The sequence below is a fragment of the Pseudomonas sp. AC532 genome (assembly GCF_979258965.1).
Genome location: NZ_OZ409888.1, coordinates 3659894 through 3681891, shown reverse-complemented (window position 1 = coordinate 3681891; position 21998 = coordinate 3659894). Strand labels below are relative to the sequence as shown.

Annotated in this window: 19 protein-coding genes and 1 pseudogene; 6 read left to right on the top strand and 14 right to left on the bottom strand. The window is 63.4% G+C overall.

What is annotated here, in order from left to right:
• Positions 1–53: 53 nt before the first annotated feature.
• From creC to pip, 9 genes and pseudogenes are all read right to left on the bottom strand, one after another.
• Positions 54–1475: a two-component system sensor histidine kinase CreC gene (gene creC, locus ACZ0AV_RS17145; protein WP_499152137.1), complete on the bottom strand. Its 1422-nt coding sequence runs from the start codon at positions 1473–1475 to the stop codon at positions 54–56.
• Positions 1476–1506: 31 nt separating this feature from the next.
• Positions 1507–2184, bottom strand: a complete 678-nt coding sequence (gene creB / locus ACZ0AV_RS17140) for a two-component system response regulator CreB (protein ID WP_499152136.1) — start codon at positions 2182–2184, stop codon at positions 1507–1509.
• A 751-nt stretch (positions 2185–2935) separates the two neighbouring features.
• Entirely contained in the window at positions 2936–4966 is a 2031-nt protein-coding gene (locus ACZ0AV_RS17135; RefSeq protein ID WP_499152135.1) for a methyl-accepting chemotaxis protein, read from the bottom strand.
• Between the two features lie 160 nt (positions 4967–5126).
• Positions 5127–5234 (bottom strand): annotated as a pseudogene (locus ACZ0AV_RS17130) (putative ATP-dependent zinc protease); the annotation flags it as partial.
• Positions 5235–5899: 665 nt separating this feature from the next.
• Positions 5900–6634, bottom strand: coding sequence for an amino acid ABC transporter ATP-binding protein (locus ACZ0AV_RS17125; RefSeq protein ID WP_499152134.1), 735 nt, complete (start codon positions 6632–6634; stop codon positions 5900–5902).
• Complete coding sequence (locus ACZ0AV_RS17120; protein ID WP_499152133.1) at positions 6627–7589, bottom strand: amino acid ABC transporter permease; 963 nt, start codon at positions 7587–7589, stop codon at positions 6627–6629. Before ACZ0AV_RS17120 ends, ACZ0AV_RS17125 begins: the two co-directional genes overlap by 8 nt.
• 295 nt (positions 7590–7884) lie before the next feature.
• On the bottom strand, positions 7885–8676 hold the full coding sequence (locus tag ACZ0AV_RS17115) for a transporter substrate-binding domain-containing protein (protein WP_499152132.1): 792 nt from the start codon (positions 8674–8676) through the stop codon (positions 7885–7887).
• A gap of 193 nt (positions 8677–8869) precedes the next feature.
• Positions 8870–9307: a D-aminoacyl-tRNA deacylase gene (dtd, locus tag ACZ0AV_RS17110; protein ID WP_499152131.1), complete on the bottom strand. Its 438-nt coding sequence runs from the start codon at positions 9305–9307 to the stop codon at positions 8870–8872.
• Positions 9304–10275: a prolyl aminopeptidase gene (gene pip, locus ACZ0AV_RS17105; protein WP_499152130.1), complete on the bottom strand. Its 972-nt coding sequence runs from the start codon at positions 10273–10275 to the stop codon at positions 9304–9306. The genes dtd and pip overlap by 4 nt, the downstream gene beginning before the upstream one ends.
• A gap of 100 nt (positions 10276–10375) precedes the next feature.
• On the opposite strand from pip, the gene ACZ0AV_RS17100 reads away from it, so the two are divergent.
• The gene (locus tag ACZ0AV_RS17100; RefSeq protein ID WP_499152129.1) at positions 10376–10807 is read left to right on the top strand and encodes a hypothetical protein; all 432 of its coding nucleotides are present in this window, start codon (positions 10376–10378) and stop codon (positions 10805–10807) included.
• Positions 10808–11017: 210 nt separating this feature from the next.
• On the opposite strand, the gene ACZ0AV_RS17095 is transcribed toward ACZ0AV_RS17100, so the two are convergent.
• The 5 genes from ACZ0AV_RS17095 to ACZ0AV_RS17075 are packed head-to-tail and all read right to left on the bottom strand — an operon-like array spanning position 11018 to position 15223.
• Positions 11018–11581 (bottom strand): lipocalin family protein, encoded by a 564-nt coding sequence (locus ACZ0AV_RS17095; protein ID WP_499152128.1) that lies wholly within the window; start codon positions 11579–11581, stop codon positions 11018–11020.
• On the bottom strand, positions 11581–11835 hold the full coding sequence (gene bamE / locus ACZ0AV_RS17090; RefSeq protein WP_499152127.1) for an outer membrane protein assembly factor BamE domain-containing protein: 255 nt from the start codon (positions 11833–11835) through the stop codon (positions 11581–11583). The genes ACZ0AV_RS17095 and bamE overlap by 1 nt, the downstream gene beginning before the upstream one ends.
• A gap of 45 nt (positions 11836–11880) precedes the next feature.
• Positions 11881–12480: a DUF924 family protein gene (locus ACZ0AV_RS17085; protein WP_499152126.1), complete on the bottom strand. Its 600-nt coding sequence runs from the start codon at positions 12478–12480 to the stop codon at positions 11881–11883.
• Positions 12481–12488: 8 nt separating this feature from the next.
• Positions 12489–13499, bottom strand: coding sequence for a class 1 fructose-bisphosphatase (locus tag ACZ0AV_RS17080; RefSeq protein ID WP_499152125.1), 1011 nt, complete (start codon positions 13497–13499; stop codon positions 12489–12491).
• A gap of 35 nt (positions 13500–13534) precedes the next feature.
• Entirely contained in the window at positions 13535–15223 is a 1689-nt protein-coding gene (locus tag ACZ0AV_RS17075) for a histidine kinase N-terminal 7TM domain-containing diguanylate cyclase (RefSeq protein ID WP_499152124.1), read from the bottom strand.
• 358 nt (positions 15224–15581) lie between these two features.
• On the opposite strand from ACZ0AV_RS17075, the gene ACZ0AV_RS17070 reads away from it, so the two are divergent.
• The 5 genes from ACZ0AV_RS17070 (at position 15582) to ACZ0AV_RS17050 (ending at position 21949) form a co-directional block, all read left to right on the top strand.
• On the top strand, positions 15582–15974 hold the full coding sequence (locus ACZ0AV_RS17070; RefSeq protein ID WP_499152123.1) for a YkgJ family cysteine cluster protein: 393 nt from the start codon (positions 15582–15584) through the stop codon (positions 15972–15974).
• Positions 15975–16069: 95 nt separating this feature from the next.
• Positions 16070–17140, top strand: coding sequence for a serine hydrolase (locus ACZ0AV_RS17065; RefSeq protein WP_499152122.1), 1071 nt, complete (start codon positions 16070–16072; stop codon positions 17138–17140).
• A 10-nt stretch (positions 17141–17150) separates the two neighbouring features.
• On the top strand, positions 17151–18212 hold the full coding sequence (locus ACZ0AV_RS17060) for a serine hydrolase (RefSeq protein WP_499152121.1): 1062 nt from the start codon (positions 17151–17153) through the stop codon (positions 18210–18212).
• A 904-nt stretch (positions 18213–19116) separates the two neighbouring features.
• On the top strand, positions 19117–20427 hold the full coding sequence (locus tag ACZ0AV_RS17055) for a nucleotide sugar dehydrogenase (RefSeq protein WP_499152120.1): 1311 nt from the start codon (positions 19117–19119) through the stop codon (positions 20425–20427).
• Between the two features lie 94 nt (positions 20428–20521).
• A complete protein-coding gene (locus ACZ0AV_RS17050) occupies positions 20522–21949 on the top strand; it encodes a mannose-1-phosphate guanylyltransferase/mannose-6-phosphate isomerase (protein WP_499152119.1) in 1428 nt (475 codons plus the stop codon).
• Positions 21950–21998 lie beyond the last annotated feature (49 nt).

Here is a 21998-nt window from a genome sequence, read left to right as displayed (position 1 = left end):
AGCATAGCTAAACAACAGGCGTTTGTGCACGGTCAGCGGCCCTGGGAGCAGCATCAGCCTGGAAACGTCAGGCACACTCGCACGCCAGCATCGACATTGCCGATGCTCAACGTCGCGTCATGCAGGTCGGCCACTTCCTGCACGAAGTTGAGCCCCAGGCCGGTGCTCTTGCGCCCGGTTGCCGGTCGCGCCAGGGAATAGAAGCGTTCGGTCAGGCGTGGCAGCGCGTAATCGGGGATGGTCGGCCCCTCGTTGAACAGGGCCAGCTGCAGGCCGGCATCACCGCATTCGCTGGCAAAACGGATCAAGCCGCCGGGCGGGGTAAAATCCAGGGCATTGTCGAGCAGATTGGCCAGCGCCTGGCGCAACAGAAATCGCTCGCCCAGCACGCTGTGTGCCACATCGACCAGGTTCTCCACACGCACCCCGCCGCGCTCGATGCGCGCCACCTGGGCCTGGGTCAGGCTGTCGATCAGTGGCTGCAGGGCCACCGGCACGCGTTCCTCCAGCCCCTGACGCTGCTCGACCTGGGCCAGGTGCAGCAGCCGCTCGACGAGGTTCTGCAGGCGCTCGCCCTCCTCGGCGATATTGGCCACGAAACGCTGACGCTGGGCGTCGGGCATATCGGTTTCCAGCAGCTCGGCGGCCCCCCTGATCGCCGCCAGCGGGCTCTTCAGCTCATGGGTCAGGGTGTGCACGTAGCGCTCCACGTAGGCCTTGCCTTCCAGTTCGGTGCGCATGCGTTCAACCGCCTGCGCCAACTGCCCCAGCTCGCCACCGCGCACCTGGGGCAATTCGGTTCGCTGGCCCTCGCTGACCGCCTGAGCATAACGGGTCAGGCGCCGCAGCGAGCCGCTGAGCCACCAGCTGAGCAGCCCGCCCACCAGCAGACCGAGGCCGATCAGCCCGCCGCCCAGCCAGCCGAGGCGGCGCTGCGAGCGTTCGATGTAGGGCTGCAGGGTACGGTTGGGCTTGGCCACCGACACCACGCCGAGAATGCGGCCCTCGTCGATGATCGGCGCCGCCACGTACATCACCGAGGAATCGGGGTCGCTGGGGTCTTCACGGGTGGAGCGCACGCCGTAGCGCCCACGCAGGGTCAGGTAGACATCGTTCCAGCGCGAGTAGTCCTGCCCCACCGCCAAGCCACTGGAGTCGAGCAGCACGATACCCTGCGCATCGGTCACGTAAATGCGGTGGTTGACCTGATTCTTCGGCACGCCCCAGATCTGCGCCTGAGGCTGACGGCGGCCATAAGCCTTGAGCAGCTCGGGCAGGTGGCCACTGGTGAGCTGCCCTGAATTGAGGTCTTCACGGAGGATTTCCGCCAGCAGGTGCGCCGTGTCGACCAGGGTTTCCTCGGTGGACTGGCGCACGCCGGGGCGGATCTCGTCCATCACCGTGCTCAGCACGAACCAGCCGGACAGCCCGACGAACAGGAAGTAAACCAGGAAGATACGCACCCCGAGCGGCATCAGTGAACCCTCTGGCCAGTGAACATCGGCGCTACTCCAGCCGCAGACTGTAGCCGAGGCCGCGGTGCGTCTGGATCGGCTCGGCGGCAGGCACCACCTGACGCAGCTTGGCGCGCAGGCTCTTGATATGACTGTCGATGTTGCGCTCATACCCCACGTCGGCAGCCACGCCCAGCGCATCGAGCAGCTGCTCGCGGCTGAACACGCGCTCCGGTTGCGCCAGCAGGCACTGCAACAGTTGGAACTCCAGGCGCGTCAGGCTCAGCGCGTGCCCGTGGTAGTCGATACGCATACGCTCGCTGTCGACACGAAAGGGCCCCTCGGCGTTTTCCGCCCTGGCCTCACGTGGCCCCACACGCTTGAGGATGGCCTTGACCCGCGCGGCCACTTCACGGGGGCTGAACGGCTTGACGACATAGTCGTCGGCACCGATCTCCAGGCCCACCACCCGATCGATCTCGTCATTGCGAGCGGTCAGGAACATCACCGGCACCTCGGAAAACCGTCGCAGCCGCTTGCAGGCCTCGAAGCCGCTGATATCAGGCAGGCCCACATCAAGAATGACGAGGTCGAACGGCTCACGCTCGAGCAGCGCAAGCGCTTCGCCGGCCAGGGTCGACCAGCGGGTAGAGAACCCTTCGGCCTGCAACGCGAACACCAGAGTATCGGCGATGGCGGCTTCATCTTCGACGATCAGAATAGTCGCCATGGTCGGCTTCCTTGCGGCTTGGGTTGCCGAGCCTGCGCGAGGGCCGAGTCGTCGTCAAGCGTCACCCGGCGAGAAGCTATACACAGATGCCGTGGATCATTCTGTGGATAAACCCTGCATGAAGCGCTGCAGCCTTGGCGCCTCAGGCGCTACAGCCAGACGATCACTATTTGAGCAGCTCTCTTCGAGTCGGCGTGAATTGCACAATTCACTGTAATACCTGGCCTTTAGTCAATATGCAAAGAAGGCGAGCGGCGGAGAAAAACCATGCACAGAACGAGGGGATGAAGCTGTGGATAAACCCTATATCAGGGCTTGCATCCTCCAGACGACGCGGCATGCAGCGCTCTGTACGTTTTATGAGCAGAACGTTAACCGGTTGAACCCACTCCCATATTGCTCTTTTGCGGGCATTAGGCTGTGCAGCGCCAATGACCAGGCGGCGTTCATGCACAGTTGCCGTGGATCAATCTGTGGATAAACCCGGGATTAACCTCGCTGATACACGGCTGACGTGGCGTGCAGGAAACTGCTCATTTTTTGAACAAGCCAGAAAAAGCTTCGCAACCCACTGTAATTGCTTGACTTACTAAACTACCAGGGGCGCCGGATGCGGCGTCCAGGCACGCTCATGTCATGCACAGATAATGGGGACGAACCTGTGGACAACCCTTGGAGCAGTGCCTGGAGGCCACGTTGCACGCGACCTCCAGGTGAACGATCATTTTCTGATCACGCCGGCGCAAACGCATCAGCCCAGGCGAAAGCGCCCGGTATTGTGTGCCAGGGTTTCGCTGCCCAGGCGCAGTTGTTCACCGGCACTGCTGACCATGCGCGCGCCCTCGAGCAGTGCGCTTGCGGCCTGATCGACCTGCTGGATGTTGTGGCTGACCTCATCGGCCGTGGCGGCCTGCTGCTCGGCGGCTGTGGCGATCTGCGCGAGCCGGTCGCTAACCCGCTGAACCGACTCGACGATGCCGTCGAGGTCGGAGCTCATCGCCAGCACGTTGCCCACATCCCCCTCAGCCTGCTGCATGGCCTGCTCCATTTCGGCAACCGACTGGCCGACCACCTTGTGCAGGTCACCGACCGTCTGGGCGATCTCCGCGGTGGAGTTCTGGGTGCGCTGCGACAGCGAACGAACCTCATCGGCAACCACCGCGAAGCCACGCCCCTGCTCGCCAGCTCGAGCGGCTTCGATTGCCGCATTGAGCGCCAGCAGGTTGGTCTGCTCGGCGATCCCCTTGATCACGTCGACCACTCGGGTGATCTGCTCGGTTTGCTTGCGCAACTGCTGCAGGGTCGCCGAGCTGCCAGCCAGGCGGGCGCTGAGTTCGCGCATGCTGGCGCTGGTGCGGGCGCTGCGCTGGTTGCTCTGGTTGGCAATCTCGCGGGTTTGCCCGGCCTCCTGCGCCGCTTGCTCGCAACTTTGCGCGACACTCTGGGCGGTGGCCGCCATCTGCGTGGCCGCTGTCGCGATCTGGCTCATTTGCGCCTGTTGTTGCTCGACCGCCGCGAGCGACTGACTCGCCTGGCGCCCAAGCCCGCGGACCGTCTCGTCGAGCCGCTGCCCTTCGCGGCCGACACCCTGCATCGAGTCTAGCAACTGAGCCACCGCACTGTTCAGCGCCGTGGAGATGGCGGCTAGGTCATCGGCCCCGTGCACCTGCATGCGCACCCGCAGGTCACCGTCACGCAGGCCCTCCGCCGCCTGGATGATGCCGGCGGTGCTGCGCCGAATGGACGCGTTGAGGCACAGCAACAGGTACAGTGCCAGGGCGGTCAGCGCAGCAAAGATCAACACCGTTTGCAGCATGTCCATGCGCATGTGTCCCCGGTACTCGCCCAGGCTGGCGTTGAACTGTTCGAGCACCGCCTCGCGCAGCGCCAGTTGCTGGGCTTGCAGGGTCTGCACCTGCTGCACGAAACGTGCAGGCTGCAACACCATGGGGCTGGCCTCGATCATGTCGCGATCAACTTCGCCGAGAAAAACCTGCAGGCCTTGCTCGGCCTGCGCAAAGGGCTCCTGCAGGCGCACCATGGCAGTTGGGGAAGAGCGTTCCAAAGCGGTGCGCGCCTTGGCCATCTGCGCACCGGATTGTTCCAGCGAGCGACGCAGGTCACGCACCAGCACACGGTTCTGCAACGTGAAGTGCTGTGCCACCAGCGAGCCATAGCCCTGGCTGGCGAAACTGCCGAGGTTCTCCGCCAGGCGTGGCAGGGTCAGGGTCAGCTGCTCCATCATCAGGTAGGTGTCGAGATACGGGTCCAGTATCAGGCCACTGTCGGCGCCCACCAGCTCACGTAACACCGCCAGGCGGGAAAGGGTGCTCTGGTAACGCTCCAGAGCATCGAGCAGTGCCATTTTTCCCAGCACGGCGATATCCAGCTCTGCCAGCGAAGCCTGCAACGCCGCCAGCTGACGCTCGGTTTCTTCGCTCAACGCGGTGAGCTTCAACTCTTCGACAGCCACCGCGAAGGCCTCGCCGAGCTTGGCGCTACGCTCGCGCAACAAACCTTCGGCAGCCTTGTCATTGCCCTTCCAGCGGGCCAGCAGAAAACGCTGCTCGAACAGCTCCCGCTCTACACCAGCCAAGGCGTGCACGCCCTGCATGCCGTCGAGCTCGCGATCGAGCACCTCGATGCGTTCGAGGTTGCCGCTCAGCATCACCCACAGCGCATAGCCAAGGGGAATGATGAACAGCACGAACAACAACTGAAACTTGCGGGTAAAACTGACGCGCTCCAATACGCGCACACCCGGTTTGAGCAATCCCCACATACCCACCTCGAACAGGTGCCACGGACACACGACGCCGTGGCAATGTGCCATTTCGAGGCAAGAATCACGCCTGAGTCTCAGCGGTGGGCAGGCAACCCGTCGATCAGCACTGCGGTTGCTGGGCGGTATAGCGACTGACGGGGTCGATGGCGGCGCCCAGCTAGCGGATGGCACTGGCGCCAATCAGCAGCGGATAGTCGAAATGGCTGCGATCCGTGAGGTTGACCTCGATGGTGCGCAGCTCTTCGTCCAGGCAGATATCCATATCGCCCCCGGCGCAAGCTGCCACCCACACCCGCAGGGTGAACAACGCTCTTTTTGTCCACCATCGCGATGGTAGTGCGCTGGGCGAATCGGGCCGCGCAGGCAAGCGTCGTCCATCCTACGAAACCGAGCAATCAGTGCCCAAAGCGGTGCCTGAGGGGCTGCCACAAGACGCAGGCTGCCACTCACACCCGTAGGGTGGACAACGCTCTTTTTGTCCACCATTGCGATGGTAGTGCGCTGGACGGATCGGGCCGCGCAGGCAAGCGTCGTCCATCCTACGAAACTGGGCAATCAGTGCCCAAAGCGGTGCCTGAGGGGCTGCCACAAGACGCAGGCTGCCTCACACACCCGTAGGGTGGACAACGCTCTTTTTGTCCACCAGTGCGATGGTAGTGCGGTGGACGAATCGGGCCGCGCAGGCAAGCGGCGTCCATCCTACGGAACTGAGCAATCAGTGCCCAAAGCGGTGCCTGAGGGGCTACTGCAAGGCGCAAGCAGCCGTTCAACGATGATGGCTCCCACGCTCCAGCGTGGTAGCCAAGGCCCAGGCGCTCTGCGCCGTGTTGCCCGCAACAGCGGACGCAGAGCGCCCTCGGAGGCATTCCCACGCAAAGCGTGAGGAACGATCAGTTGAATCCGCCCCTTTGAAGTGACCTGGCCGTCGCGCTACAGCACCTGGCGCAGGAACGCCTGGGCGCGCGGGTCCTTTGGTTGCGCGAAAAACTCGGAGGGCGGTGCGTCTTCGAGCAGTTTGCCGTGGTCGAAGAACAGCACGCGATCGGCCACTTCGCGGGCAAAGCCCATTTCGTGGGTCACGCAGACCATGGTCATGCCTTCGACAGCGAGCTGCTTCATCACATCGAGCACTTCGCCGACCATTTCCGGGTCGAGGGCCGAGGTCGGTTCGTCGAACAGCATCACCTTGGGGTCCATGCACAGCGCGCGCGCGATGGCCACCCGCTGCTGCTGGCCGCCGGACAGGCGCGACGGAAACTCGCCAGCCTTCTGACCGATGCCGACCTTGTCCAGCAAGGCACGTGCCTTGGCTTCGCGCTCGGCCTTGCCGCGCTTGCGCACCACTTTCTGCGCCAGACACAGGTTCTCCAGCACGGTCATGTGCGGGAACAGGTTGAAATGCTGAAACACCATACCGACTTCGCGGCGGTAGGCGTTGATGTCGGTTTTCGGGTTCGCCAGGTCGAGGCCATCGATGCTCACCGAACCTTCGTCCAGCTCCTCCAGGCCATTGAGGCAACGCAAGAAGGTCGACTTGCCGGAACCGGACGGGCCGATCACCACCAGCACTTCACCACGCGCTACCCGAGTGGTAACGCCGTCGACCGCGCGAACCTGCTGGCCCCGGGCGTCGAATACCTTGATCAGATCACGAACTTCAATCACTTTGCGCGAGCCTCCGTTCCAGGCGGTTGGCGATCTGCGACAACGGGAGGTTGATCACCAGATAGAGCGCGGCCACGCAGAACCAGATCTCGAACGTCGAGAACGAGGTGGTAATCGCTTCACGGCCGCTCTTGGTCAGCTCGGTGATGGCGATCACCGAGACCAGCGAGGTGTCCTTGACCAGGCTGATGAACTGCCCGGCCAGCGGCGGCAACACCCGTTTGAACGCCTGCGGCAGGATCACGTGGCGCATCGACTGCGCGGCACTGAGCCCCAGCGAACGCGCTGCCTCGTCCTGACCGCGGACAATGGACTGCACGCCGGCGCGCACGATCTCGCCCACGTAGGCACCGGTGAACAGCGCCAGCGCCGCCACCCCGGCGAACTCGCGGGACAGGTCGAGCACCGTACCGATGAAAAAATAGAAAATGAATATCTGTACCAGCAGCGGCGTGCCCCGCACCAGCTCGACGTAGACCGTCGACAGGTGCCGCAGCGTCGGGTTGGCGGAAAGCCGGCACAGGCCGGTGACGAGTCCGATCAGCAGGCCAAACACCCCCGCCGCCACGGATATCCACAGGGTCGTCCAGAGGCCCCAGAGCAGCGGCCCGGCGGCCCAGTGACGGTTGACACCGATCACATCGCCTTCGGCGACATCGTCACCCTCGTTGAACTGCAGGCTGTCGCCGGCCACCGTCAGTTGCTGTTGCTCACCGCTTTCGCCAAGCAGCGTGACCAGCGCGTCGTCACCTTGCCGGCTGACGCTCTCGACACGGCTGTAGTCGGCCGCCCGCTGCGCGTCCTCCGCGTGGTAGGCGAAGTACTGAGGAACGCGATTCCAGCGCCACTCATAGGAAATCAGCGAGGTGGAATACCAGATCAGCAAGGCGCCCACGACCAGGATCAGACTGGTCAGCAGGTGCCAGGGCCACTGGGCTTTCTTCTGTTTAGCCACGGCGAGTGTCTACCCATTGAGTTGCCAACATGACAGCGCGCGGACAAGCCGCGCGCCGGGTGTAGCCAGATGAAGCCGGGAACCTGTTTCACGAGCTCGCGAGCTAGAGTCATGCAAGGCCTAGGCGGCCCCGCAAAAACAGGCGAGGAAGCGGAGTGTACTGGTGTACATGAGCATTACTCGCTTTGCTCGCTCCATTCGGAGCCGCACTAAAGTGCGTTAGCCGCAAGCGGCTTTCCGAGCCTGTTTTCAACGCAGCAGGACCGACGCGCAGCAGATCGTGGGCAGGTTCCGCTTACTCCATGTCTTTGAGCCAGCTGGTGCTCTTGAACCACTTGGCATGGATACGATCGTAGGTGCCGTCTTCGCGGATCTGGTGCAGCCAGTTGTTGATCCAGTTGAGGCTGTCGTGATCACCCTTCTTCAGGCCGAACGCCAGGGGCTCGAAGGTGAAGGGCTCATCGAGGAACACCAGCTTGCCGGCGCCGGCCTTGTTCACCGCAACGACGTTGTACGGCGCGTCGTAGATGAAGGCATCGGCCTTGCCGTTGACCACGTCCATCACCGCTTCCTGTTCGTTGTCGAAGCCGCTGTACTTGGCCTGGGCGATCAGTTTCTTGGCGACCATCTCACCGGTGGTGCCGATCTTCGAGGTGATGCGGTAGTCGGCGCTGTTCAGGTCCTTGTAGCTCTTGACCTTGTCTGCCAGCTCCTTGCGGATCAGCAGGGTCTGGCCGACCACGATGAAGGGCTCGGAGAAGTTGATGCGCAGGTTGCGCTCCTGGGTCAGGGTCATGCCCGAGCCGATCATGTCGAACTTGTCGGTCAGCAGCGCCGGAATGATGCCGTCATAGGAGGTGGATACCAGCTCCAGCTTGACGCCCATGGCCTTGGTCATGGCCTTGAGCAGGTCGACTTCGAAGCCGATGATCTCGCCACGCTTGTTGGTCATTTCGAAGGGCATGTAGGTCGGGTCCATGCCGACGCGCAGGGTGCCGCGCTTGACGGCGTCGTCGATGACGCCAGCCTGGGCCAGGCTGGTGAATGCACAGACGGATAACAGCAGTGAGGCGACAAGCTTCTTCATTCTTGCTCCTGAAGGGCAGACGGTTTGAGCGCTCGGACTGGCTCCGCACCACGGCGGTGCAGCAGCAGGACCATAGGCAGAGAGGCGGCGCGGCATGCTAACCGTGATCGAAGCAGATAGCGAGATATCAGCACCTGACCCCGATAAACACGCGCATGGGCGGCGCTGGCAGGCGCAAGGAGCAGGCCAGGAATTACGTTTCGAGCAGGAAGGTGACCGGACCGTCGTTGATCAAATGCACTTGCATGTCCGCACCGAAGCGGCCGCTGGCCACCTGCGGGTGTTGCGCCCGCGCCTGCGTGAGCAGATGGTCGAACAGCGCTTCACCGAGGGCGGGTGGCGCGGCGGTGGAAAAACCGGGCCGCAGCCCGCTGCGCGTGTCCGCAGCCAGGGTGAATTGCGATACCAGCAACAGGCCACCGCCGACATCCTTGAGCGACAGGTTCATCTTGCCCGCCTCGTCGCTGAACACCCGATAATTGAGCAACTTGTGCAGCAGCTTGGCGCAACTGGCCTCGCTGTCCTGCGGCTCGACGCCAACCAGCACGAGCAGGCCCTGATCGATGGCACCGACGGTTTCTCCGGCGACGTCGACCCGGGCACTGGCAACGCGCTGCAGCAGCGCCTTCATGCTTCGTCCGGAGCCAGGTCGAGCAAGCGATGGGCAATCTCGTCGGCGGCGCGCACCAGCGCATCGGCGATGCCTGGTTCGGCGGCCGCATGGCCTGCCTCGCGGATGATCTGCAGTTCGCTGTTGGGCCACGCCTGGTGCAGCGCCCAGGCGTTGTCCAGCGGGCAGATCACGTCGTAACGGCCATGCACGATGATGCCCGGCAGATGAGCGATCTTCGGCATGTCGCGCAGCAGTTGATCAGGTTCGAGGAAGGCATCGTTGACGAAATAGTGACACTCGATGCGCGCGATCGACAGCGCACGCAGGCTTTCGGCGAAGCGGTCGACCACCTGCGGGTTGGGCCGCAGCGTGGCGGTGCGGCCTTCCCAGCACGACCAGGCCTTGGCGGCGTGCATCTGGGCGATCTGGTCGGCGCCGGTCAGGCGCTTGTAGAACGCCTGCATCAGGTCGCCCTGCTCCTCGGGCGGTATCGGCGCCAGGTAATCCTGCCAGTAATCGGGGAACAACCGGCTCGCGCCTTCCTGGTAGAACCATTTGAACTCCTGCGGGCGGCACAGAAAGATGCCGCGCAGGATCAGCGCATGCACGCGATCGGGGTGCGCCTGGGCATACGCCAGCGACAGGGTAGAGCCCCAGGAGCCGCCGAACAGCACCCACTTGTCGATGCCCAGGTGCTCGCGGATGCGCTCCATGTCGGCAACCAGGTCCCAGGTGGTGTTCTTCTCCAGGTTGGCGTGCGGCGTGGAGCGGCCACAACCGCGCTGGTCGAAGGTGACGATGCGGTACAGGTTCGGATCGAAGTAACGGCGGCTCGCCGCGTCGCAGCCGGCGCCTGGGCCACCATGCACGAACAGCACCGGCAGACCGTCCGGCGAACCGCTCTCGTCCACATAGAGGACGTGCGGGGCGTCTACCGCCAGCTCATGACGGGCATACGGTTTGATCTCCGGATACAGCGTCTGCATGGTGCCCTCCTGATGAAGAATTGAGATAGGCTCGGGCCGCTCGCGCTCGGCGGGCTACTTCGCTCGTTCGGGCATCATAACCATGAAAAAGGAATTCGGCATGTCGATACGGAAATTTGCCCTCGTGCCGCTGCTCGCCCTGCTGATGACCGGCTGTGGAACCCCCGATGATCCGCAGGCCAGGCTCGAGGCCGCCGTGCAGCAACTGCAGGACGACCTGGAGGCGAAGAGGACCACTGCGGTACTCGACCAGTTGCACGGTGAGTTCCTCGCCCAGCAGATCAATGACCGAGACTGGGCGAAACGCACCATGACGCTGCTGTTCCTGCGCCACAACACCGTCAAGGTGCTGGCCCTGAGCAAGGACAGCCGCGTGGATGCGACGTACCGCGACAAAGGTCATACCAACGCTCAGGTAGCGCTCACGGGCGCCGAGGGGCTGATCCCTGATAGCGCCCGGCATTACGCCGTAAAGCTGGAGTGGTGGCAGGACGATGGCGAATGGAAGCTGGCGCGCCTGGAGTGGCAATGAGCACCCGCCGCCAACGCCGTGGATGGCGCGGCCGGTAGACGCCAATTCGCTTATCGCCTGTCAGGTCAGGGTGTGCGTGCCGATACGGCGTACCTACTGATGCAGCGCCAAGCGAAGGCGTTGCCCTGCCTCAAAGGCAGCCACACCCCATCCGACGCCAACGCAGCCTGGCCGGGCCCAGCGCAGCGGCGCCAGGGTACCGGCACGCGATCACTTGGCCGGCTTGGCGCCTTCACGCCAGACCAACTGCTCGGTGTCATAACCCTGGGCGCGAGCCACGTCGAGCAGTTCGTCCCGCACCTCGGGGGCGAGTGTCGGGGTTCGCGAGAGCAGCCACAGGTACTCGCGGTTCGGGTGGCCAACCAGAGCGCTCTGGTAGTCGTCATCCAGGTCGAGCACCCAGTATTCGCCCTTGCTCACCCCGGGCAGCAAGCGGCTGAACCAGTTATCGAAGGTGACCCAAAGCTTGTCGGTCTTGCCCTCGACCTGCGGCACGGCGCGACCCTCCACCTGCTGCCACTCGCCCTCGGCGTTGCGGCAGCGGTTCACCACCGACACGCTGCCGTCATCCTGCAGGCCATAGCGCGCCTCGGATTCCACGCAGTTGCGCTGGAAGAACATCGGCAGGCGCGCCACCTCGTACCAGGTACCCTGATAACGCGCCAGGTCGACCGACTCGACGGTCTTCGGCGGTGCCACGCCGGTGCCGGAATTGGCGCAGCCAACCAGTAACGAGGCCCCGATGGCCAGGGCTGCAACGGCGAACCTGTTCATCACTTCAATCCTTTCGCGGAATACATCATCACCTGGTCACCGGCGTATTGGACGCTGATGAAACTCACCTGGTCGCCCCACGTGCAACTGGACATACCCAGCGCCCCGGAACACTCCGTTGGAGTACCGAGCAGCCCCTCGACCTCGGCCTTGGTCATGCCCGCATGAAGCTTGGCGTAGTTGTCCTGATTGACCTTGCCACAGGCGACCAGTACGACACAGCCCACCAGCAGCACGAGAGAGCGCAGGCGCATAGGGAAAACTCCAGTTGTCCAGCGATTGTCATTGCCGGTTCGACGTCAGAAGCTCGAGCCCGGTTCCTGCAGAAAGCGCAGTTCGGCATCGGTGCTGAGGCGCCCGAGCGTTTCGTTGCGATGGGGGAAGCGCCCGAAGCGCTCGATGATGTGCAGGTGGCGTTCAGCGTAGTCGAGAAAATCGGCGAACAGCGTGCGCTCGGCGTCCGCTGCCGCTTCGTTCAGCTCGCTGAACAGCACCATGGCACGGCGCTGCAAGGCAAGGTTTTCGGCGTGTTCGAACGCCAGGTAGATGAACACCCGCTGCAATGGCGGCAACTGCCGATCCCAGCCGAGGGTGACCCCCTCGTCGGCGAGCGGCTGCGCCAGTGCATCTCCGGCGAAAGCCAGCGGTGTATCGCGGTAGATCATGCGCGGCAGCTGGTCCAGCAACAGCACCCTGGCCAGCCAGCCACGGGGATCGGCCGACCAGTCCTGCAGCCCGCCCGCAAGCGCCTGCTCGACCAGTTCGCCAAAGCGCTCGCGCGCCTCGGCATCCTGCTCGTCACGCTTGCCGAACCACAACCCGGTTTGGGCGGCAGCGGCTTCCACAGCCGAACCGGATGGGCCAAACCACCAGTCCAGCAGAGGCTCCCACGGCTGCATGTGCATACTCAGGCCTTGTGATAGCTGGTGACGCGCTCGACTTCTTCTTTCGAGCCCAGGAACACCGGCACGCGCTGGTGCAGGGAAGTCGGCTGAATGTCGAGGATGCGCTGCACGCCATCGGTAGCGGCGCCACCGGCCTGCTCGATGATGAAGGACATCGGGTTGGCTTCGTACATCAGGCGCAGCTTGCCGGCCTTGCCAGGCTCGCGGTCGTCACGCGGGTACATGAACAGGCCGCCACGGGTCAGGATACGGTGCACGTCGGCGACCATCGAGGCGATCCAGCGCATGTTGTAGTTCTTGTTCAGCGGGCCTTCCTTACCGGCCAGCAGCTCGTCCACGTAGCGCTTGACGGGGGCTTCCCAATGACGCTGGTTGGACATGTTGATGGCGAACTCGGCGGTGGTCTCCGGCACGCTGATGTTGTCGTGGGTCAGCACGAAGCTGCCCAGTTCACGATCCAGGGTGAAGCCCATGACGCCATTGCCCAGGGTCAGGATCAGCATGGTCTGCGGGCCATAGATGGCGTAACCGGCGGCGACCTGCTGGGTGCCTGGCTGCTGGAAAGCCTTCTCGTCGAGGCTTTCGTTCTGGCTCAGGTACTCGTTCGGGCAGCGCAGCACCGAGAAGATGGTGCCGACCGAGACGTTGACGTCGATGTTCGACGAGCCGTCCAGTGGGTCGAATACCAGCAGGTACGCACCCTTGGGGTACTTGCCGGGAATCTGGTAGGCGTTGTCCATTTCTTCCGAGGCCATGCCGGCCAGGTGACCGCCCCACTCATTGGCTTCGAGCAGGATATCGTTGGAGATCACGTCGAGTTTCTTCTGCACTTCACCCTGCACGTTCTCGGTGCCCATGCTGCCCAGCACGCCACCCAGGGCGCCCTTGGAGACCGCATGGCTGATTTCCTTGCACGCACGCGCCACCACTTCGATCAGGAAGCGCAGATCGGCCGGGGTATTTTGACTACGGGTCTGCTCGATGAGGTAGCGACTTAGGGTAACGCGGGACATGAAGGACTCCGGGATGGAAGGTAATCGGAAGGAGTTTAACCCTTTCCAGGAACGGGCGCCTCAGCAGCTGGCGACGCGGCGCGCGGCGACACGCTGCATACACGGTTGCGCCCGCCACGTTTGGCTTCGTACAGCGCGGCATCGGCTGCCCGCAGCAGGTCGTCGAGCTCGGGGCCCTGCTCGGGCCACAGTGCAAGCCCGCCTGACAAGGTCATCTGACGCACGCCACTTCGGGTTTCGATCGGTTTCTGGGAAAGCCCCAGGCAGATGGCTTCGAGGCGTTTGGTGGCCTCGCGCACATCGGCGCCCGGGAGGATCAGCAGGAACTCTTCGCCGCCGATACGAAAGACCGTATCGGAACTGCGCAAGTTCACCAGCAGATGCTGCGCCACGCCCTTGAGCACATCGTCGCCGTCCAGGTGACCATGCTCGTCGTTGATCCGTTTGAAATGATCGAGGTCGATCAGCGCCAACGCCAGAGGGCTGTTGTCGCGCCTGGCGCGGGCCAGTTCGCGGGCGAACAGTTCGTCCAGGTAGCGGCGGTTGTAGAGCCCGGTGAGCGGGTCGCACAGCGCCTGCTCGCGCAGCCGTTCATGCAGGCTGGTGATGGTGCGCAGGCGTTCCTCGCTCAAGGCCAGCGCCTGCGCCAGCTTCAACTTGGCGAGCTGGCGCTGGGTGACGTCGCGCAGATAAAGCAACTGGCCCAATACCAGAATGCCCTGGCGAGTGAGGCGCTCGATGGGCCGCATGCGCACTTCAAAATACTGCGCGCCAGCGGTCTGGATGAGCAGCGGCTCGCGCAGCTCCGCCTGGGTGCACAGCTGCGCCTGCAGGTCGCTGCCGAAGGCCGGCCAGTCCTGTAGCCTGCTTCCCTGCCAGTCGCGGTCGAGCCCGCTCAGCTTGAGGGCCGCCTGGTTGGCCTCGACCACCCGCCACTGGGTGTCGACCACCATCACCGGATCGGGCAGCGCCTCCAGCAGCAGATGCCGCGCGACCGGCACCAGATCGAACAAGCGCACACCGAGGATCAGCCAGGAAAACGCCACCAGGGTAAAAACGAAGCTGAAGGGGGTCGGGTCGACACCGAACACCACCACGCCGAAACCCACGTAGGCGACATTGGCCGACCAGGGCACCGCGGTGACCAGCACGAAAGCCAGGTAGTGACGGCGATGCACACCATGGCTGGTCAGGGCCGCACGCAGCACCACGCCCAGGCTGAAGCTCATGAACAGGTAGACGTACACGGCAGTGGCATAGAACAACGGGCCGTGCTGGTAGCGGATCGGGGCGCCTGGCTCGGCGGATACCGGTCCGGTTTGCGGGCCATAGAACAGGCCATGCCAGGGGTTGCTCGCCACCACCAGCCAGATCAGCACCGGCGCCACGATCAGCCCCAGCACGGAGCGACGTGGCAAGGGCTTGCGCACGCTGCTGACGTACTGCCAGAGGAATACCGCCCAGAACGTCGGCACCGAGACGATGCCCGGCCAGGACATGGTGGCCCAGAACAGCTTGCAGTCCGCTGCCACGGCCGCGACCTCCAGGCCTGCCATGGCCATCCACCACATGCTGGCCAGGTGCATCAGGATAAAGGTGTCGCGGCCCGGGAAATCACGCTGATTGATAACCCAGCGCGCCAGCAGCACCCCGCCGATGCACACCAGCGCGGTCAGCAGCACGGCCGCGTCGAATTGCCAGGCCGAGTTGATGCAGGCGTTCAACGTACGCCTCCACCGGGCAGACGGCAGCGCTTGGCGAGCCGACACGACGGGCGGCAGCCAGAACGACGCGAATCAGGGGCAAGCAAGGGCGGTGTATCCATTCCAGACAGCTCGGGAAGAAGGCCAGGGCGGGCGGCCTGGCTCCTTACAATTCGCAGGGATCGCAGACCTCGCCGAGGACGGATCGTGGCGACGGCACGCGGGCGCTACGATACTGCAAATCACCTGTTTTTCTAACGGTTTTGTCGCCTTTTCCGGCGCAATCGTCGCGCGGGGCCTGCCGATGGGCGGATGCCGGTTCAAAAATCCGCCAACCCGGCTATCATCGCGCGCCGCCCCACCACGCGAACCTCTCGAGATGAAAACCAATCTGATCGCCGCCGCCGAAATAGACCGCCTGGAGACCTGGGCACGGTACTCCGGCGACATGTGCCACAGCTGCATTTCCAGTTGCTGCCAGTTGCCGGTCGAGGTGCGCATCGCCGACCTGATCCGTATCGGCGTGGTCGACGAATTCGAGCGCGGCGAGCCACCGAAGAACATCGCCAAGCGCCTGCAGAAAGACGGCCTGGTCGAACGCTTCAACCAGCGCTCGGGCATCTTCACCCTGACGCGCATGAGCAACAACGACTGCTATTACCTGGACCGCAAGAGCCGGCTGTGCACCATCTATGAGCGCCGCCCGGACACCTGTCGCAACCACCCGAAAGTCGGTCCGCGCCCGGGTTACTGCGCCTGGCGCCCAAAGTAAATCCTGCAACTTCCGGTTACCCGCCTGCCTGAACGCCCCCGCACGCCAGTGCCTCGAACCCTCCATGCCCGGCCTTACCGCCCCGGAGGATTCGCATGCGTCACCGCTCCCTCATACGCCCCTTGCTCGCCGCCCTTGCCCTGCTCGGCAGCGGCGCCCAGGCCGACTCGCCAAGGCCTGGCTGGCAGGAACCGCTGCTTGAACGCCTGCAGGCGATAGCCGCCAGGCAGGATGGCGAGTTGGGCGTGTACGTGAAGGACCTGCACAGCAACCTGGCGGTCACCCTGCATGCCGAGGAACTCTGGTACATGGCATCGGGCATCAAGGTGCCGGTGGCCATCGCAGTGCTACGCGGCGTGGAGCGTGGCGACTGGACGCTCGACACCGGCTTGACCCTGGCCGCCGATGATTTCGTCGACGGCCCCGGCAGCACCAACCAGCACGGCCCGGGTGCGCGGGTCAGCGTTCGCGTGCTGCTCGAGCAAATGATCACCTACAGCGACAACAGCGCCACGGACCGGCTGATCCGCCTGGTCGGCCTCGACACCGTCAACCGCCTGGTCGGCGAGCTAGTGCCGGGGGGCTTCGAGCCGATTACCTCACTGGCCGACGTGCGTCGCCATATCTACCGCGAGCTGCATCCTGCTGCCGAACAGCTCGGCGGGCGCGACCTGATCCGCCTGCGCCAGGCCCGCAAGGATGCCGACCGCCTGGAGCGGCTGGCCTCCCTGCTGGGCGTGCCGCGCTCGCAACTGGCGCCGATCAGCCTCGATACGGCCTATGACCGTTACTACCGCAGCAACCTCAATACCGCGCGGCTTTCCGCCTACGGCTCGTTACTCGAACGCCTGGCAGCGGGTGAAGCGCTGGGCGCTGAGCAGACTGCCTACCTGCTGGGTGTGATGGGCCGGGTGAAGACCGGCAGCAAGCGCATCATCGCCGGCCTGCCGGATGACGCGCGCTTTGCACACAAGACCGGTACCCAGCGCGCACGCTTTTGCGATTCGGGGCTGATCGAAACGCCGGCTCGCGGCGCCGCCGAGCCGGTGCTGGTGGTGGCATGCGTGCGTGGTGAGCCATCCCTGGCCAGGGCTGAACGCAGCCTGCGCCAGGTCGGCGAGGCGCTGGACCAATCCGGCGTACTGCAGCGCGAAGCGATCAAATGAGGGTCCGTCCATGAAGCGATTGCTCGGCGGTACCGCGCTGCTCGGCTGCGCAGCAATCTCCCTGTGGCTATGGGCCGCGCCACAGCGAGACGAAGGCCTGGTGGCGCTCGAGCAGCGCCTGGTCGAACTCGACGAGGCCGCACCGGGCCAACTGGGTGTGTACCTGCTGCGCCCCGCGGACGGCAGCGAACTGAGCTACAACGCCGACCGCCCCTGGTACCTGGCGTCTGCCACCAAGGCGGCGATCGCCATCGCCGTGTTGCAGGCGGTGGATGACGGCACCCTGCAGATCGACCAGCAGGTCACCCTGGAGGAGCGCGACCGCGTCGACGGCTCAGGAGGCCTGGCCTGGGAAGCCCCCGGCGCGCAATACAGCATCGCCGAACTGCTCCGGGAGATGCTGCAGGAGAGCGATAACACGGCGGCCGACATGCTGATCCGCGTCGTCGGTGCAGAGCAGATCAACCAGCGCATCGGCGCAGCCGCTGGCGCCGGGTTCGGCGAAGTGACCACGCTGCTGGAGGTGCGCCGGGACCTCTATGGCCGGCTGCACCCCGACGCCCGCATGCTGGAGAATCGGCAGATCGTCGAAATCGCCGCGGCGCCCCTCGGCCCCCGACGTGTCGAGGCTGTCGCCAACGTGCTTGGCCTGCAAACCGCCCAGCTCGACACCAGCGACCTCGATGACGCCTACCGGCGCTATTACCAAACCGGCCTGAACAGCGCCACCCTGGTCGCCTACGGACAGTTACTCGGCAAGCTGGCGAGCGGCGACCTGTTGTCCCCCGCCAGCACCACGCTGCTCTACGACACCATGGGCCTGGGCAGCTACGACGCCTATCGCCTGGAAGCGGGGCTCGACAGAGAATTGCCGTTCATTCAGAAGACCGGCACCCAACAGCATCGCGCCTGCCATGTCGGTGTGGCCAACCCGCAGGACGAAAGCGCTCTGGTAATAGTCGTTTGCGCTGCCGAACTAGATGAGAACGACGAGGCCGGCAGGTTGTTCGAACAGGTTGGCGAGGCCATTCAGGAACACCTGCTCGACACCGCTGCCGTCGACGCTGCATAAGAGCCTGTTCACGATCTTTATGCGCCTGAAGTAGCAGCTACGAGGCAAAAGCAGACGGTGAGCAGAGTTTCTTTTGTAGGGTGGACGACGCTTCACCTACGCGGCCCGACCCGTCCAACGCTCTGCAATCGCAACGGTGGATGAAAAAAGCGCCATCCACCCTACGGGTCGAACGTCCGTTTTCGCCACTTAGCTGCCAAAATCGGCGAATCTGGGCTGAAAGATTATGAACAGACTCTAAGTGCCCCATCCCTGCACTGACCTGTGACATGAAACAGCGATGGCCTACCCGGTGCGCTGAACGCCCTTCACGTTCGCCCGTTGCCGCCACTGCCAGCCAATATGATTACAGCAAAGGCGCTAAGCCCTCGCATCATTGCCCAACTCTCGTCTGACAACACAAGTTTGGCGCCAGAAAATCGCAGAGCCTGGAAGCGACCTTGTAATCGCTCGCTGCCGTGACCTGGGCTTGCGTTAAGTCCGACAACAATTATCAACGGCGCTTTTGCACCCCACCCCACTCTTTTCGCTGCGGCCAGCCTGGCGGCACCCCGTCAGTTATTAAGTGCAGCTTAACGGCGCACTAAAACAAGACAGCAGAATTCCTATTAAAACAATAAAAGCACCAAACATGAGCAATGAAATTTTGACGCTGTAAATACGTCAAAACTTAAGCCATTGTTTTTTAAAGATAAAATTTAAACCATACGAATAATGGCACTCTGCCAAAACTTTTACTTGAACAATAAAAACAAGCACCCTACTATCGCCGCCGCTTAACACAGAATAAAACCTCCCCCCGCAATGCAGCCCTGCTTATTGCGCGCCTTTATAGGCGTGGCAATCAGTGGCGCATGCAAAAAAGCACCTATAGCCCTGCCTCACTTAATCAGGATGATGTTGTATGCGAATCAGTATTTTTGGCTTGGGCTATGTAGGTGCGGTGTGTGCCGCCTGCCTGTCGGCGCGTGGTCACCAGGTTATCGGCGTGGATGTTTCACAGGCCAAGATCGACCTGATCAACGAGGGCAAATCACCGATCGTCGAGCCCGGTCTTGCAGCACTGCTGCACAACGGCGTGGCGAGTGGGCTGTTGAAAGGGACCACCAATGTTGCCGAGGCGGTGCAGTCCAGCGAATTGTCGTTCATTGCCGTGGGCACACCCAGCAAGCGCAATGGCGACCTCGACCTGGCGTACATGGAGTCGGTGTGCACGCAGATCGGCATCGCCATGCGTGACAAGGCCGACAGGCACACCGTGGTGATTCGCAGCACGGTGCTGCCCGGCACGGTCAAGAACGTGGTCATCCCGCTGATCGAAGCGGCCTCCGGCAAGAAGGCCGGCATCGATTTCGGCGTTGCCACCAACCCGGAGTTCCTGCGCGAAAGTACCGCCATCAAGGACTATGACTTCCCGGCCATGACCGTGATCGGCGAGCTGGATGCGAAGTCCGGCGACCTGCTGCAGGAGCTTTACAGCGAGCTGGACGCACCGATCATCCGCAAGACCATCGAAGTCGCCGAGATGATCAAGTACACCTGCAACGTCTGGCACGCCACCAAGGTCAGCTTCGCCAACGAGATCGGCAACATCGCCAAGGCCTGCGGCGTCGACGGTCGCGAAGTGATGGACGTCGTCTGCCAGGACCACAAGCTCAACCTGTCGCGCTACTACCTGCGCCCGGGATTCGCCTTCGGTGGCTCCTGCCTGCCCAAGGATGTGCGCGCCCTGACCTATCGCGCCGGCCAGCTGGATGTCGACCACCCGCTGCTGGCCTCGATCATGCCGAGCAACCGTGTCCAGGTGCAGCGCGCCTACGACATGATCTCCAGCCAGGGCAAACGCAAGATCGGCCTCCTCGGGCTGAGCTTCAAGGCAGGCACCGACGACCTGCGCGAAAGCCCGCTGGTGGAGCTGGCGGAAATGCTGATCGGCAAGGGCTACGACTTGCGCATATTCGACAGCAACGTCGAATACGCCAGGGTCTTCGGGGCCAACAAGGACTACATCGAGTCGAAGATTCCCCATGTCTCCTCGCTGCTGTGCAAGGAACTCGACGAGGTGGTCGGCGCTTCCGACGTGCTGATCATCGGTAACGGTGACGACCGCTTTCGCGAGGTGCTGAACAACGCCGGGGACGACAAGCAGTTCATCGACCTGTTCGGTTTCATGAAGCACGCAAGCACGCCGAGCAAAGAAGGGATCTGCTGGTAATCGCCTGACAGCACGAGCCTCTGGATGACTGCAGCGCAGCATCCACGCTCACTGGCGGCCAGTGGCACGAGTCGATACTCCAAGGAGATACACCATGATTCCCCTCATTCTGTCCGGCGGCAGCGGTTCGCGGCTCTGGCCGCTCTCGCGCAAGCTTTATCCCAAGCAGTTCCTTGCGCTGACCAGCCCCGAGACGATGTTCCAGCAGACGCTACAGCGCCTGGCGCATGAGGGAATTGGCAAACCCATGGTGGTGTGCAACGAGCATCATCGCTTCATCGTCAGCGAGCAGCTCAGTGCCATCGGCTGCAGTGCCCAGACCATTCTGCTCGAGCCCTTTGGTCGCAACACCGCGCCCGCCGTCGCCATTGCCGCCATGCACCTGCTTGCAGAGGGGCGTGACGAACTGCTGCTGGTGCTGCCTGCCGACCACCTGATCGAGCAGGTCGAGGTGTTCCACCACGCGCTGGACATTGCCCGCCAGGCTGCCGAACAGGGCGAGATGGTGCTCTTCGGCGTGCCGGCAGAGCGACCGGAAACCGGTTACGGGTACATCAGGGCAGGCCTTGGTGCCAGCGGGCTGCCGGGGGGCGTGCTCGAGGTCGAACAGTTCGTCGAGAAACCCGACTTGACCACCGCCAGCCAGTTCGTGGCCAGCGGCGATTACTTCTGGAACAGCGGCATGTTCCTGTTTCGCTGCAGCCGCTACCTGGAAGAGCTGAAGCGCCATGCACCCGACATCTACGAAACCTGCCAGGCCGCGTTGAACCAGAGTGAAACGGACCTGCAGTTTCTGCGCATCGACCCGAGCGCCTTCGCCCGCTGCCCGGACAACTCGATCGACTACGCGGTGATGGAAAAGGTCGAGCGCGCCTGCGTCGTACCGCTGAGCGCCGGCTGGAACGACGTGGGCTCCTGGTCGGCGATCTGGGACGTGCAGGCCAAGGATGCCAATGGCAACAGCCACACCGGCGACGTCATCGTGCACGACAGCCACAACTGCCTGGTGCACAGCGAGCACAAGCTGGTGACGCTGGTCGGTCTCGACGACGTGGTGGTGGTGGAAACCAAGGATGCCGTGATGGTCGCGCACAAGGACCGTGTCCAGGACGTGAAGCACCTGGTCAGCACCCTGTCGCTGGACGGCCGTCCGGAAACGCAGAACCACTGCGAGGTGTATCGCCCCTGGGGCAGTTACGACTCCATCGACAACGGCCATCGTTTTCAGGTCAAGCGCATCATGGTCAAGCCGGGCGCCAGCCTGTCGCTGCAAAAGCACCACCACCGCGCCGAACACTGGATCGTGGTCACCGGCACCGCGAAAGTCACCTGTGACGACAAGACCTTCCTGCTTTCGGAAAACCAGTCCACGTACATCCCGATCGCCTCGGTGCACCGCCTTGCCAACCCCGGGAAGATTCCGCTGGAAATCATCGAGGTGCAATCGGGCAGCTACCTGGGCGAAGACGATATCGAACGTCTCGACGACGTGTACGGACGCGCGGACGCCACGCCCAACTGACCGCCTTTGCCACCATCGGCCAACGCCGCATGGCAGCACGGAACTGCTT